Consider the following 12988-nt stretch of genomic DNA (forward strand, 5'->3'; position numbering starts at 1 on the left):
ACTAGCGACGCGTGAGCAGCGCGAACAGGAAGCCGACGCCCGCGGCGATAGCCAGCGACGTCACCGGCTTTTCGCGCACGCTTGCCACCATCTGCGCCTCGATATCCCTGGCGTTACCGCGCAAGCTGTCGAAGGCGGCCTCACCTTGGGCGCGCAACTGGTCGACGCCTTCGGCCGCCGCGCGCCGCGCTGTGCCATAGCCGTGTTCACCGGTCTTGGCCAATTGTTTGGTGAGCTTGTCGATATCGGCCTTCAACTGCCTGATGTCGGCTTCCAGATCCGGATTCGTCCGCGCTTCGTTGGCTGTCTTCCCTGCGACGGTGGCCATTGCTTAACTCCTTGTGATTGCTCGATTTCAAACGCGCCTTGCGTCTCAAGGTTCCGATGTCGGGACAAACTACCCGAAAACCCGGTCACGCGCACCCGATCCGCCCCCGGCAAGGTGCAGGTCAGATCAGCGGCCGACGGCCCTCGGCCAGCCCCTCCCAGCCGGCGAGCTGTTTCAGGCCTTCAATATCGACGACCCCGCAACCGCCGTCGCGCCAGACGATCAGCTGGCGGTCCATCAGCTTGCGGATCGTCTTGTTGGTGTGAACCAACGACAGGCCAAGCGTGTCGGCGATGTGCTGCTGCGTGATCGGTATCTGGATGGACTGCGTGCCGTTCAGGCCCACGACCTTGGCACGGCTGGCGATGAAGGCGACAAGATAGGCGGCGCGTTCGATCGCGCTGCGGCGGCCGACACTGAGCAGGTTCTCGTCCAGCATTCGTTCCTCCCGCGAAGCGATCCAGGTGATGTCGTAGGCGAGGCCCGGATGGTTGCGGTAGATCTCGAGCAGATTGTCGCGTTCGAACACGCAAAGCAGCATTGGCGACAGCGCCTCGACGGAATGCTGCATTTCCCCCATGACGCTACCTTGCAGACCGATGAGATCGCCGGGCATGAGGTAATTGAGGATCTGCCGGCGGCCGTCCTGCAGCAGCTTGTAGCGGAACGCCCAGCCGGACAGCACCGTGTAGAGATGCGCGCTGTGGCTTCCTTCCACGAGGACCGTGGCACCCTTGTCGACCGCGAGTTCTCCCTTCTTGAGCTTGCTGATGAAGGCCAGCTCCGGCTTCTCGAACTCCCGGAACACCGGCAGGGACCTTAACGGGCATCGCTCGCACGGGTATTGACGGCTTGAGGAAGAGCGCCCGGTCTGGCTTGGCATTTCGACCCTCTTGCGAATGCCTGCCGTGAGCAGGTCTGTTTTTGCGCGTTGCCGAGATCGGCCTGTCGGCGGATGTCTTTTTTAAATGACAACACACCAAATTACGATCATGACTCCCGGCGTTTCAAGGAGCAATTGCCTGTGCCCCAATTACTTGATGGATTGCGCATTCTTGTCCTGGAGGATGAATTCCTCATCGCCATGGATGTCGAGCAACTCTGCCGTGACCACGGTGCAGGCGAGGTGGTGGTTGCCCGCGATTTGGCCGAGGTCGACGGCCGGAAGGTCGCGAAGGATTTCGACGCGGCCATTGTCGACCTGATGCTGGGTGGCGCCTCGACGCTTGAATTTGCCGCGGGCCTTCGTGAGACCGGCGTCCCGTTCGTGTTTGCGTCCGGTTACTCCGATGCGGATGAGATCAAGGCGTCCTTCCCGGGGGTGAGGCTGGTCACCAAGCCCTATTCGGGCGAAGACCTCGTCGAAGCCTTGGCCCTGGCCTATGGTCGCGGCTCCCCTGGCTGAGACTGACGCGACACGTCCGAGGCGCCGTTATTCGGCCCTCATTTCAATGCGCGGCCGTCCCCGTGACCTGAGCCGAGATCGCGTCGGGGCCATACTCGTCCTCACCTGAGATTTTCAGGATTTCCTGCAGGCGCGTGCGAGCCCTGCTGACGCGGCTTTTGATCGTTCCGACCGCGCAACCGCAGATTTCGGCGGCCTCCTCGTACGAGAAGCCCGATGCGCCGATGAGGATGATGGCTTCGCGCTGGTCCTCCGGCAATTGCTCGAGCGCACCGCGAAAATCCTTGAGGTCGAGTTGGCCGTGCTGGGCCGGGTGCACTGCAAGCCGGGCCGTCATGATGCCGTCGCTGTCCTGCACCTCGCGGCCGCGCTTGCGCATTTGCGAATAGAACTCATTGCGCAGGATCGTGAAAAGCCATGCCTTGAGGTTGGTGCCGGGCTGGAAGCTTTCATGCTTGTCCCAGGCCTTGACCAACGTTTCCTGAACGAGGTCGTCGGCCTTGTCGGCATTCTGCGTCAGCGACACGGCAAAGGCCCGCAAGCTCGGGATTGCCCCAAGCAGATCGGTCTTGAAGCCTTGGGACACCGCTGCCATGTCCTAGTCCTTCTTCTGTGCGGGTTCAGCCTGTTCCAGTTGGCTGAGCAACTGGGCGAAGCGATCCGGCACATTGTCAGAGACCAGCTCGTCGTAATATTGTTTGAGTTTGCGTCCGATTTCGGAGTTCGGCCCCAACGGGTCGCCGGCACCGTTCCGGCGCCTGCCCGTGACGCCAGCCAGAATATCTTTGGTCATATCCTTCATTTCGCCCTTATATTCCCAGAACTCAAGCCGCTCACAACACAACACAAGGCAAGCGGCACCCTCGTCTGGTTGCCCATCCCGACGTTGAAACGCCATTGCCGCTGATTCGTTCCATACCGGCGGAACTTTTTCAGAAAAGCGGCGTTGTCTTCCACGGGGCTTGCAATCGGCATAGCCCGAATCCGTCCAATGCGTCATCTGAGGGAGACGTCTATTATGAGCTTGTCCGCCACCATCGCTCCGCATCTGCCATTCCTGCGGCGCTTTTCGCGTGCCGTATCCGGGTCGCAAGAGAGCGGCGACGCGCTGGTCGCCGCGATGCTGGAGGCTATCATTGCCGATGTCGACATCTTCCCGGAGGCGTCGAGTGACCGGATCGCTCTATACAAGGTTTTCGCCAAGCTCTTCACATCGGTTGCCATCCGCGTTCCGCAAGAGCAGACGCAGGCGGGCTGGGAACAGCGCGCGGCCGCCAATCTCAATGCGATCGCGCCGCTTCCCCGCCAGGCCTTCCTGCTGGTTGCCGTCGAAGGTTTCAGCGAGGACGAGGCGGCCGAGATCCTCGATGTCGGCGACCAGCAATTCTCCGAGCTGCTTGCCCAGGCAAGCAACGAGATTTCCCGTCAGGTGGCGACCGACGTGCTGATCATCGAGGATGAGCCGCTCATTGCCATGGATATAGAGGAGATGGTCGAGAGCCTCGGCCATCGGGTCGTGGGCACGGCGCGTACCCATGCCGAAGCGGTGACGATGTTCGGCAAGACCCGTCCGAAGATGGTGCTCGCCGATATCCAGCTCGCCGACGGCAGCTCGGGCATCGAGGCGGTGAACGAAATCCTGTCATCGACATCGGTGCCGGTAATCTTCATCACCGCTTTTCCCGAGCGTCTGCTGACCGGAGAGCGTCCCGAACCTGCCTTCCTCGTGACCAAGCCGTTCAATCCCGACATGGTGAAGGCGCTGATCAGCCAGGCGCTGTTCTTCGACCGGCAGGCCAAGGCCGCTGCATAAGTCGCGGCCTCGCGAGCCGGACAAGGACATAACAGGCCACTGGGTGCGATGCATTCGGTGGCCTTCTTGACAAGCCGGATCGGCCGCCGGCGAATTTCCAGCCCACGCTAGCGGAACGGTTTGCAAGCATCGCCTTTTTCGGCGAATGGTGGAACAAACCGCATTTACCCACGTTTTTACCGTATCATAGGAAGGAGATGAACCATGCTTTACTGGGCGCTCGTATTTCTCGTCGTGGCGATTATTGCCGGCGCGCTTGGTTTCGGCGGCATCGCCGGCACATCCGCCGGTATCGCGCAAATTCTGTTCTTCATCTTCCTCGCATTCCTGGTCATTTCGCTTTTGGCTGGCCTTTTCAGACGGGCGTGAGCCTGGCGGCTGAATAGAGGAACACTGGAAGCCGCACCCCTCAAACGGTTTCCAGCCACCGCCGGGCGGTGTCCTTTAATGGACACCGTCCGGCGGACCGCTTTAGGAGGGGTGGTTATCCAGATTCATTTGGAACCGATGTGGCAGGTGAGCGGTTCAGTCTGAGTTGGGTGGACAGGTTGACCGATGCGCTCGAGGACTTCAAATAGAGAGGAAGGCGCACGGGGCGATGAAGCGATCGCCATGCATCCCGCCGAGAGCGGCATGCAGCTTGGCCGGGCTCTTCTCCACGCGCTCCACAATGCCGGCATTTCCGTCCTCTATCAGGATCGCGAGATGAAGACCGTATGGGCCCGCAACATGCGCGCCCCTTGGGCCTCCGACGATGTCGATGGCAACGGCATTTTGCCGACGGCGCAGACCGACCGCATCGGCGCCGCCAAGCGCGATGTGATTGCGACCGGCAATCCCCAGCGCCTTGAAATCAGTGTCCCGGTCGAGAATGGGGTTCGCTGGTTTCAGATTTGGGTCGACGCCGACCGAGGCGACGATGGCGATGTCCAGGGCGTCGTCACCACCATGGTCGAGACGACCGAGCAAAAGCGGCGCGAACAGACGCTGACGACGCTGCTGCGGGAAGTCAGCCATCGCTCGAAGAACCTCCTGGCGATCATCCAGAGCATCGCGACCCAGACCGGTCGCTATTCCGACGGCATCGGCGACTTCCTGACGCGCTTCCGCGGCCGGCTGCAGTCGCTGGCCTCCTCCCAGGATCTGGTGACATCCTCCAATTGGCGAGGGGCAGCCCTTCATGAACTGGTGGCGGGCCAGGTCGGCCGCTATGGCGCGAACCCGTCGCACAGCCTCCGTTTTCGCGGCGCCAATCCTTACCTCAATCCCAACGCCGCGCTGCATATCGGGCTGGCGATGCATGAGCTCGCCGTCAACTCGGTGAGTTACGGCGCCCTGTCCCGGCCGGGTGGCTTCGTCGAGGTCACCGCTAAACTCGACGCTGCTGCCACGGGGGAGGTTGCCCTGTCGCTGACATGGGCCGAAACCATAGAAGCCAATCGCGGTGGCGGCGGTCAACGGCGATTCGGCAGCGTCGCGTTGGAGCGGGTGGTGCCGGCATCCCTGAACGGAACCGCGAACCTGGATATCGGCGAGGGTCACCTCGAATATCGCCTTGTCGTGCCGCACAGCAATTTCGAGACGCAGTGAGAGCGTGGCAAACAACGATCCTTAACCGGCTGTTCACCATAAATGGGACTCTGTTTTTGCCAGATGCCGTCGGAACCTGCCCTGCCTTCGGAGATTGTTGGCAGGCTTGAAGCACGGTACGGGAGGAATGTCTTGACGGTTGCCGATATCAACAGATTGGAACAAGCCGCCCGCATTTCGATGGGTGAATTTCTTGATTCCGAACCCTCCGTGGAGGCACTCCCTGCAGGTAGGGGATTGATGAAAGGGATCGTTCTTGCCGCGGCCGCGATCATGGTGCTGGCCGTTTTCTGGCACTTGACCTGATTAAAATCAGCCCTCCTCACTGTTCGCGCCAGTCGAAGTCGCCGGGCGGGTCAAAACCGCAGCACCTCCAACCGTGAGGAGCCGCGGCTTTCTGCTAACTATTCGCGTAACGCTGTTGGAATGACAGGAACTTTTTGACGATGCCGGCCGTTAATGCGGCCAGAGGAACATTCGTCATGGAACACATAGCCGCGTTGTTACTGGTGATCGGTTGCTCGAACACGATGGCCGAATGTCAGGAATTGCAGGTCCCTGTCAGTGTTTTTGCGACTGCTGACGAATGCACCGCTGAGCGCCCTTTCGCACTGGGCGACGTGCAGGGGCAGGCGCAGCATGTCGTCGCCGAATGCCTCGCGGTCGATCCCGCCTTGGAGGATGACTACGATCAGATTGTCTGGAAGGTGCGGCCAGATGGTAGTCTTGACGCTTCGTTGGCCATATCCAACTTCGTCATGGCATCGAACACGATCCGCCCAGAAAAGGACTACCTTAGCCAACAATAAATGCAGCAGCAAAGGCCGTCATTTCGTGCTAAATGGCTGTTGGAGCTTACCAAAGTGTGGACACAAGTGAGGAGTGACTCTATGCGGAAAATACTTATTGCCATGGTTGCGGTGGTCGCCGTCAGCGGCTGTACCTCGACCGAGCAGGACGTCGTCGGCGGCGGCTTGATCGGCGCGGGTGTGGGTGGGTTGGTCGGCGGCGGCAAGGGTGCCCTGATCGGCGCGGCCGTCGGTGCCGGCTCCGGCCTGCTGGTTCGCAACCTGCGCAACGGCTACTGCCAGTATCGCGACCATCGCGGCCGGATCTACACGGCACGCTGTAACTAATTCAGCGATAACAAGACAAAATCCGGAGGCTCAACGGCCTCCGGATTTTCGTGGCTGGGAGTCTGCCGCTAGGCCCGCTGACGGGTGGGTTTCAGCCGGCCAGTGGAATTTTGATTTCCACCTTGAGGCCATCGGCCCGAAAATCGCGTCTAATCGTGCCGCGCAACTCGCGCGTGACATTGAGATCGATCAGCTTGGTGCCGAATCCCGTCCGCGACGGCGCCTCTACCCTCTTCTTCCCCGCCTCCCGCCAGTTCAGCGCCAACGTCCGCTCGCGCCCGCGCCCTTCCAGCGACCAGTTCACCTTGAGAGCGCCAACGAAATTGCCGGCTTCGCCATATTTCAGCGCATTGGTGGCGAGTTCATGAAAGGTCAGGCCAAGCGCCTGCGTCGTGGTTTCATCGAGCAGCACCTCCGGGCCTGACAGGAGCCCGTCCGGCAGTTCCTTGCCGAACACCTGGCCAAGCTCGATGCGCAGCAGATCGGCAAGGTCGGCTTTCTGCCAGCGCGAGCGCGTCAACATGTCCTGCGAGGCGGCCATCGCCTGCAGTCTGGCCGAGAAGGAAGCGGAAAACTCATTGACGTCGGTTGCCCGCGAAGCCGTCTGCCGCGCGATCGCCAGCACCCTGGTGATGGAGTTCTTGATGCGATGCTTCATCTCCTGCAGCATCAGGTCCTTTTCGAGCAGGCTTTTTTCCATCGTCTCGTGCAAGGCCGACACTGCGTCATAGGCTCGCTCCTGATAGCGCGCCACCAGCGCGATGGCGCCTGCCAGGAGCAGGCCGAACAGCCCCAGCATTACGGGGATGGCGCGCGAAGAGGGCTGCGAGAAGGCGCTGGTTGGCCTGAACAATACGGTCCAAGGGCGTCCCGCCACGGTCATCTTGCGGGTGACCAGCAGCCGGTCTCCCAAGGACGAAGCCGGTGGCGTCTCCGAGCGGAACAACAGATTGTCGCCGTTCACCGCTCCATCATAGATCTCGGTGTTGACTGGCAGTAGCGGCGCACGGCTGAGCGCGATCTGGAACAGGTCCCGGGCCCGAAAGGCCGCATAGAGAAAGCCGGCGGTCGAGGACCGCGATGCGTTGATGACCTCCGGTGCCGTCTCGACGTTGAGCCGCACATAAACCAGGAAGCCCGTGAACGTCTGCGCCACGCCCGTGCCCTGGCCGAGTTGCACCAGCCCGCTCGCATGCTGCTGGTCGTCGGCCATGGCTTTTTCGATCGCCGCACGCCGCACCGGCTCGCTGAACGTGTCGTACCCGATGATGGTCTGGTTGGACGGATCGAGCGGCTCGAAAAGCGCGATCGGCGCGCGCCAGGCCTGCGTCGTTTCCGGATAGACCGGATGACTGGCGCCGAAATCGTGGAGGATGTCGCGTTCCACCGCAGCCTCGTCGCCCGTCCTGACCAGCCGCAGGAAGCCGATGCCTCGCAGGCCGGCGAAATTGTTGTCGACATCCAGCGCCTTGAAGAATGCCTTGAACTCGTTTTGGGAAATATCCCCATTGCGCGCGTCGAACAGGGCCTGGGTCGAGCGCAGCAGCGACAGGTGCAGGTCGATACGGCTCTCGATCCGGTTGAGGGCGTCATCGGCCGCCCCTTCGAACTTGATGCGGGCGGCTTCCTGGGTCGCGAAATAAGCGAACCCCGCCATGGTCATGCTGATCAGTGCAACGGCAATGAAGGCGACGATTGGAAAAAGCTTCTTCAACGGATGATGCGGTCCATGAGCAAAACAGACCTTTTATGGGGAAGTCGCCGGGCCAACACAATGGTCAGGCCAAACCATCGTCATCACTGGCATATCACGTGAGCGGCAACGGCGTTGCCCGAGACGGCCTGGCCGGCCTCAGGCGGCGATCCTCAGCGCACCCGGCCCCGGAATAGCACCTGGAGGGCATTTGCCCAGGATGATCATCCCAAGCACCTCGTCCTGCGTGACGTCAGTCGTGCGGGCGGTGCCGACCACCTGGCCGTTCTTCATCACGCAGACACGGTCGGCCAGCTCGAACACGTCGTGGATGTCGTGGCTGATCAGGAAGATGCCGATACCGTCGGATTTGAGCTGCCTGACCAATTCGCCGACCTGTGCCGTTTCCTGGGGGCCGAGTGCCGCCGTCGGCTCGTCCATGATCAGGATACGGGCGTTGAACAGGATCGCGCGTGCGATCGCCACCGACTGCCGCTGACCGCCCGACAGCTTGATCACCGGCTCCTTGAAACGCTGGAAGCGGGGATTGAGCCGCCCCATCACCTTGCGCGCCTCGGCCTCCATGGCAACGTCGTCGAGCGTGCCCCAGGCGGTCATCAGCTCGCGGCCGAGGAACAGGTTGGCGGCGGCATCGACGTTGTCGGCCAGCGCCAGCGTCTGGTAGATTGTCTCGATGCCGTATTTCTTCGCGTCGCGCGGGTTGGAGATCGCTGCCTCCTCGCCATTGACGAAGATCTGCCCCGCATCGCGCTTGTAAGCGCCGGACAGGATCTTGATCAGCGTCGACTTGCCGGCGCCGTTATGGCCGAGCAGCGCCACGACCTCCCCGGGGAAAAGATCGATCGAGGCGTCGTCGACGGCACGGATGCCGCCGAAGGCGATCGAGATGTTGCGCATGTCGACCAGCGGCGTGCCAGTAGGCGAAGTTGTGAGGGCCGTTACGGGAGCGGTTTTGTCAGCCATGGTCGTACCCCTAAACCCGCTTGCGATAGACGGTGTCGAGCCAGACGGCGATGACCAGCACGGCGCCGACGACGATGCTCTGCAACGGCGAGTCGACGCCGAGCAGCACCATGCCCGACTGCAGCGACTGCATCAGCAATGCACCGAGCATGGCACCGATGATGGTTCCCGATCCGCCGGCAAGCGAGGTGCCACCGATGACGGCCGCGGCAATGACGAGCAGCTCATCCAATGTTCCCAGCACATTGGTCGACGAGTTCTGCCGGGCCGACGAAATGGCGGCGGCGATCGTGGCCAGCACGCCCATGATCATGAACACCTTCATGGTGATCCAGCGCGTGTTGATGCCGGCGAGATTGGCCGCTTCCGGATTGCCGCCAATGGCAAAGACATAGCGGCCGAAACGGGTGCGGTTGGTGATGAAGGTCATGACCAGACCGACGGCGACCGCCATCAGCACCGGTATGGCGATGCCGTGGGCGATGAACAGCCCACCCTCCGGCACGGAGATGTTGTTGGCGGCCGCGTACCGGTTCACGATCCCGATGGGCCATGGATAGGAGTTGGCCAGCCAGACCGCGCCCATGATGACGGCGCAGGTGACGACGCCGTGCAGCGTCTCGGCCCAGATCGGCCGCAGGGGGAAGCGGAAGCGCTTGCGCTGAACCCGCCCGTTGAACAGCGCGAACACGACGGCCAGGCAGGCGACGATGCCCACGACCCAGCTCCAGGTGGCACCGATCGATCCGGTCGGTCCGCCGCCCATCAACTGGAAAGTGGCGTCGAGCGGTGCCACCGTCTGGCCTGACGTGACCCACCAGGCTGCCCCGCGCCAGACCAGCAGGCCACCCAGTGTGACGATGAAGGCCGGCACTTCCAGATAGGCGATGACGAAGCCCTGGAACGCGCCGATCAAAAGCCCGAGCGCCAGACCGATGACCAGTGCCAGGACCCAGATCCATGGGTTGCCGAGTTCAAGTCCCACGAAGCGAACCAGGAAATGCACCTGGGCAAAGCCCATGACCATGCCGATCAGGCCCTCGGCGGAACCGACGGACAGATCGATGTTGCGCATGACGATGACCAGGACCATGCCGCAGGCCATGATGGCGACCGCGGACGTCTGCACCGACAGGTTCCACAGATTGCGTGGCGTGAGGAACGTGCGGCTGTCGAAATCGAGCGGATCGACGCCAAGACGCAGGCTCGAAATCACATGCAGCGCGACCCAGATCAACAGCAGCGCGCCGATCATGCCAAGCATACGGGTATCGATCTCGGTCGCCTTGAGGAACCGGGCGACCGCGCCGAGTTCCGACGCACGCGCCGTATCGGCCCGCGAGGTTGAGGTCGTGTCGGTCATGATGTCCTCCCAGCGGCTTGCCGTCTGACGCGGAGCCGGACCAGAGCCCAGAAGTTAGCGAAACACAAATCTCGTTGAGAAAACGCCGCGACTCATGAGCCGCGGCGCTTCCGACTTTTCAGGCGATCAAGCTTAGTTGCAGGCCGCGACGCTGCCGGCGGCGACACCCGTGCAGACTTCGTCCTTCTTGATCCAGCCGGCGTCGATGACGAGGTTGAGATTGTCCTTGGTGATGGCCACCGGGGTCAGGAACAGCGACTTGACGGTGTTGCCGCCAGGCGTCGTGAAGTCCTTCACGCCGGCGATGTCGGTCATCTTCTTGCCGTCGGCGAGTTGCGAGGCGATCTCGGCGGCGTTCTTGCCGAGTTCGCGCGCGTCCTTCCACACCGACACGGTCTGGGTGCCGAGCGCGATGCGGTTGAGCGCGGCGTGGTCGCCGTCCTGGCCAGAGACCGGCACGGTGCCGGCGAGCCCCTGTGCCGTCAGCGCCGCGACCACGCCGCCGGCGGTGCCGTCATTGGCGGCGACCACGGCGTCGACCTTGTTGTCGTTGGCGGTGAGGAACTGTTCCATGTTCTTCTGGGCGTTGGCGGGTAGCCAGCCGTCCGTATAGGCTTCGCCGACATTCTTGATCTTGCCGCTGTCCATGGCTGCCTTCAGCACTTCCATCGAGCCCGAGAACAGGAAGTCGGCATTCGGATCGGCGCCCGAGCCCTTGATGAAGACGTAATTGCCCTCAGGCTTCGCCTTGAACACTTCGCGGGCCTGCATGCGGCCGACTTCCTTGTTGTCGAAGGTTAGGTAGAAGACGTCCTTGTTCTCGATCAGGCGGTCATAGCCGACGACCGGAATGCCCTCGTCGAGCGCTTTCTGTACCGCCGGGCCGATGGCCGACGCGTCCTGCGCCAGGATGATCAGTGAACTGGCGCCCTGCGAAATCAGGCTCTCGACATCGGTCAGCTGCTTGCCGGGATTGGACTGCGCATCGGCGGAAATGTACTTGTCGCCTGCGGCCTCGATGGCCTTCTTCATGGCCGCCTCGTCGGTCTTCCAGCGCTCTTCCTGGAAGTTCGACCACGACACGCCGATCACTTTGTCCTTCCCCTGAGCGACCGACGCGAGCGTCAGCGACATGGCGACACCCGCCAGAATGGCGACTGTGAATCTCTTCATGATATCCTCCCTGCGCCGCGTGTGGCGCGACCAAACTGGCCCCAAGGCCGGCACGAAGGCCCTATTTTTTCGAGCCTCGAAAAAATATTCGTCCATCGCCGGAACCCTGTCAACATCGATTCTGACGGATTTTGAGGTGCCGGAAGCCTTTTTTCGAGCCTCGCAATAAATAAATGACAGCCCCAGCCGCTTCTGCCAGTATTCGACCTGTTGCCGGAGGGTGTTCGGGGGGGCGTCAAGAACCGCGGCGACGGGGAGGGAAATCATGTCGGTCGGAATCCGCCACGACGATCTGCGCCGGCGCAATCGAGCAATGGTGATTGGAGCCGTGCGCCGGGGTGGCCAGCCCTCGCGCACCGAGATCGCCGCCACCACCGCCCTCAGCCACTCGACTATATCGGCGATATCAGCCGACCTGATCGGCGAAGGTATCCTGAGCGAAGGCAAGCCGAACGAGGCCGGCTCACTGAAACGCGGCCGGCCGCAGGTTGGCCTTGGCCTCAACCCCGAGGCCGCGGCGGTCATGACCGTGGTGCTGTCGCTGAATTTCCTCTCCGTCGCCGTCATCGACTACGCCGGCCAGGTGATATCGGAGGAGCAGCGCCGGCTGGACACGCTGACCATGTCGCGCGAGGCGCTGATCGGCGAATGCGTGGCCATCGTCCGGCGCCGCCTCGAGGATCCCGACCTCGACGTCGCCAGCATCGCCCGCATCGCGCTGGCGATCCAGGGCATCACCGACACCGAGGCGCGCGCCATGCTGTGGTCGCCGATCACGCCCCAGACGGACATTGCCTTCGCCGATATACTCGAAGCCGAATTCGGCATCCCCGCCACCATGGAGAACGACTGCAACATGATGGCGGTGGCGCTGCGCTGGCGCGACCCCGAGCGCTACCGCGACGACTTCATCGCCATCCTGCTCTCGCACGGCATCGGCATGGGCCTGGTGCTGAAGGGCGAGCTGTTCACAGGCACCCATTCCTCGGGCGGCGAGTTCGGCCACATGATCCATCGCCCGGGCGGCGCGCTCTGCCGCTGCGGGCGGCGCGGCTGCGTCGAGGCCTATGCCGGCAACTATGCCATCTGGCGCAATGCAGGACAGATGGGTGAGGACGCCAAACCGGTCGACGTCAGCGACGCCGACATGCGTGCATTGGCGGCCACGGCGCGCGAAAGAGACGGACCGGAACGCGAGGCCTATCGCAAGGCCGGGGAGGCGCTGGGCTATGGGCTTGGCAGCCTGTTCGCGCTGATCGATCCGGCGCCCGTTGCGATGGTCGGCGTCAGCGCCGCCGCCTTCGATCTGATCGAGCCGGCCTTGCGCGAGGCCATCGCCCAGACCGCCGGCGGCCAGCATTCGACGTCGATTTCCTTCGATACAGAGCCGAACGAATTGCCGCTGATCCGCGAGGGCTGCGCCATGCGCGCGCTCACCTTCGTCGACCAGGAGATCTTCGCGCCGGGCGTGCAGGTGAGATCCGGCAAGAACGTGGCCTGATC

Annotated in this window: 16 protein-coding genes; 8 read left to right on the top strand and 8 right to left on the bottom strand. The window is 62.5% G+C overall.

Annotated elements, in window-relative coordinates; translation table 11 throughout:
* Position 1: 1 nt before the first annotated feature.
* Positions 2-328, bottom strand: a complete 327-nt coding sequence (locus tag ACVWWD_RS05080) for a DUF883 family protein (protein ID WP_023774115.1) — start codon at positions 326-328, stop codon at positions 2-4.
* A gap of 121 nt (positions 329-449) precedes the next feature.
* On the bottom strand, positions 450-1211 hold the full coding sequence (locus ACVWWD_RS05085) for a Crp/Fnr family transcriptional regulator (RefSeq protein ID WP_023774114.1): 762 nt from the start codon (positions 1209-1211) through the stop codon (positions 450-452).
* A gap of 72 nt (positions 1212-1283) precedes the next feature.
* Here ACVWWD_RS05085 and ACVWWD_RS05090 point away from each other — a divergent pair, with 72 nt between their 5' ends.
* A complete protein-coding gene (locus ACVWWD_RS05090) occupies positions 1284-1733 on the top strand; it encodes a response regulator (RefSeq protein ID WP_435053041.1) in 450 nt (149 codons plus the stop codon).
* Between the two features lie 43 nt (positions 1734-1776).
* On the opposite strand, the gene ACVWWD_RS05095 is transcribed toward ACVWWD_RS05090, so the two are convergent.
* Entirely contained in the window at positions 1777-2328 is a 552-nt protein-coding gene (locus ACVWWD_RS05095; protein WP_010911883.1) for an RNA polymerase sigma factor, read from the bottom strand.
* Between the two features lie 3 nt (positions 2329-2331).
* Positions 2332-2535 carry a NepR family anti-sigma factor gene (locus ACVWWD_RS05100; RefSeq protein ID WP_023774112.1) on the bottom strand — a complete coding sequence of 68 codons (204 nt, stop codon included), beginning with the start codon at positions 2533-2535 and terminating at the stop codon, positions 2332-2334.
* Between the two features lie 216 nt (positions 2536-2751).
* On the opposite strand from ACVWWD_RS05100, the gene ACVWWD_RS05105 reads away from it, so the two are divergent.
* From ACVWWD_RS05105 to ACVWWD_RS05130, 6 genes are all read left to right on the top strand, one after another.
* Entirely contained in the window at positions 2752-3546 is a 795-nt protein-coding gene (locus ACVWWD_RS05105; protein ID WP_015315397.1) for a response regulator, read from the top strand.
* Positions 3547-3750: 204 nt separating this feature from the next.
* Positions 3751-3915, top strand: a complete 165-nt coding sequence (locus ACVWWD_RS05110) for a DUF1328 domain-containing protein (RefSeq protein ID WP_010911886.1) — start codon at positions 3751-3753, stop codon at positions 3913-3915.
* A gap of 186 nt (positions 3916-4101) precedes the next feature.
* Entirely contained in the window at positions 4102-5136 is a 1035-nt protein-coding gene (locus ACVWWD_RS05115) for a sensor histidine kinase (protein ID WP_352550658.1), read from the top strand.
* Between the two features lie 132 nt (positions 5137-5268).
* The gene (locus ACVWWD_RS05120) at positions 5269-5442 is read left to right on the top strand and encodes a hypothetical protein (protein ID WP_352550660.1); all 174 of its coding nucleotides are present in this window, start codon (positions 5269-5271) and stop codon (positions 5440-5442) included.
* A 176-nt stretch (positions 5443-5618) separates the two neighbouring features.
* On the top strand, positions 5619-5945 hold the full coding sequence (locus ACVWWD_RS05125; protein WP_352550662.1) for a hypothetical protein: 327 nt from the start codon (positions 5619-5621) through the stop codon (positions 5943-5945).
* A gap of 81 nt (positions 5946-6026) precedes the next feature.
* Complete coding sequence (locus tag ACVWWD_RS05130) at positions 6027-6272, top strand: YMGG-like glycine zipper-containing protein (RefSeq protein WP_015315393.1); 246 nt, start codon at positions 6027-6029, stop codon at positions 6270-6272.
* Positions 6273-6363: 91 nt separating this feature from the next.
* Here the strand turns inward: ACVWWD_RS05130 and ACVWWD_RS05135 are convergent, their stop codons facing one another.
* The 4 genes from ACVWWD_RS05135 to xylF all read right to left on the bottom strand — a co-directional run bounded on the left by ACVWWD_RS05135 (position 6364) and on the right by xylF (position 11485).
* Positions 6364-7986 carry a CHASE domain-containing protein gene (locus tag ACVWWD_RS05135; protein ID WP_352550664.1) on the bottom strand — a complete coding sequence of 541 codons (1623 nt, stop codon included), beginning with the start codon at positions 7984-7986 and terminating at the stop codon, positions 6364-6366.
* A 138-nt stretch (positions 7987-8124) separates the two neighbouring features.
* Complete coding sequence (locus tag ACVWWD_RS05140; protein ID WP_352550666.1) at positions 8125-8949, bottom strand: ATP-binding cassette domain-containing protein; 825 nt, start codon at positions 8947-8949, stop codon at positions 8125-8127.
* 10 nt (positions 8950-8959) lie between these two features.
* Positions 8960-10312: a sugar ABC transporter permease gene (locus ACVWWD_RS05145; RefSeq protein ID WP_352550668.1), complete on the bottom strand. Its 1353-nt coding sequence runs from the start codon at positions 10310-10312 to the stop codon at positions 8960-8962.
* 132 nt (positions 10313-10444) lie between these two features.
* Positions 10445-11485 (bottom strand): D-xylose ABC transporter substrate-binding protein, encoded by a 1041-nt coding sequence (gene xylF, locus ACVWWD_RS05150; RefSeq protein ID WP_023774105.1) that lies wholly within the window; start codon positions 11483-11485, stop codon positions 10445-10447.
* Between the two features lie 265 nt (positions 11486-11750).
* Here xylF and ACVWWD_RS05155 point away from each other — a divergent pair, with 265 nt between their 5' ends.
* Positions 11751-12986 carry an ROK family protein gene (locus ACVWWD_RS05155; protein WP_023774104.1) on the top strand — a complete coding sequence of 412 codons (1236 nt, stop codon included), beginning with the start codon at positions 11751-11753 and terminating at the stop codon, positions 12984-12986.
* Positions 12987-12988: the final 2 nt, after the last annotated feature.

The organism is Mesorhizobium sp. URHB0026, from assembly GCF_054059755.1.

Excerpts from the sequence above, each read along its gene's own strand:
- ACVWWD_RS05080 (WP_023774115.1), bottom strand. The coding sequence starts at position 328 with ATGGCCACCGTCGCAGGGAAGACAGCCAACGAAGCGCGGACGAATCCG.
- ACVWWD_RS05085 (WP_023774114.1), bottom strand. The coding sequence starts at position 1,211 with ATGCCAAGCCAGACCGGGCGCTCTTCCTCAAGCCGTCAATACCCGTGC.
- ACVWWD_RS05090 (WP_435053041.1), top strand. The coding sequence starts at position 1,284 with ATGTCTTTTTTAAATGACAACACACCAAATTACGATCATGACTCCCGG.
- ACVWWD_RS05095 (WP_010911883.1), bottom strand. The coding sequence starts at position 2,328 with ATGGCAGCGGTGTCCCAAGGCTTCAAGACCGATCTGCTTGGGGCAATC.
- ACVWWD_RS05100 (WP_023774112.1), bottom strand. The coding sequence starts at position 2,535 with ATGAAGGATATGACCAAAGATATTCTGGCTGGCGTCACGGGCAGGCGC.
- ACVWWD_RS05105 (WP_015315397.1), top strand. The coding sequence starts at position 2,752 with ATGAGCTTGTCCGCCACCATCGCTCCGCATCTGCCATTCCTGCGGCGC.
- ACVWWD_RS05110 (WP_010911886.1), top strand. The coding sequence starts at position 3,751 with ATGCTTTACTGGGCGCTCGTATTTCTCGTCGTGGCGATTATTGCCGGC.
- ACVWWD_RS05115 (WP_352550658.1), top strand. The coding sequence starts at position 4,102 with ATGCGCTCGAGGACTTCAAATAGAGAGGAAGGCGCACGGGGCGATGAA.
- ACVWWD_RS05125 (WP_352550662.1), top strand. The coding sequence starts at position 5,619 with ATGGAACACATAGCCGCGTTGTTACTGGTGATCGGTTGCTCGAACACG.
- ACVWWD_RS05130 (WP_015315393.1), top strand. The coding sequence starts at position 6,027 with ATGCGGAAAATACTTATTGCCATGGTTGCGGTGGTCGCCGTCAGCGGC.
- ACVWWD_RS05140 (WP_352550666.1), bottom strand. The coding sequence starts at position 8,949 with ATGGCTGACAAAACCGCTCCCGTAACGGCCCTCACAACTTCGCCTACT.
- ACVWWD_RS05145 (WP_352550668.1), bottom strand. The coding sequence starts at position 10,312 with ATGACCGACACGACCTCAACCTCGCGGGCCGATACGGCGCGTGCGTCG.
- xylF (WP_023774105.1), bottom strand. The coding sequence starts at position 11,485 with ATGAAGAGATTCACAGTCGCCATTCTGGCGGGTGTCGCCATGTCGCTG.
- ACVWWD_RS05155 (WP_023774104.1), top strand. The coding sequence starts at position 11,751 with ATGTCGGTCGGAATCCGCCACGACGATCTGCGCCGGCGCAATCGAGCA.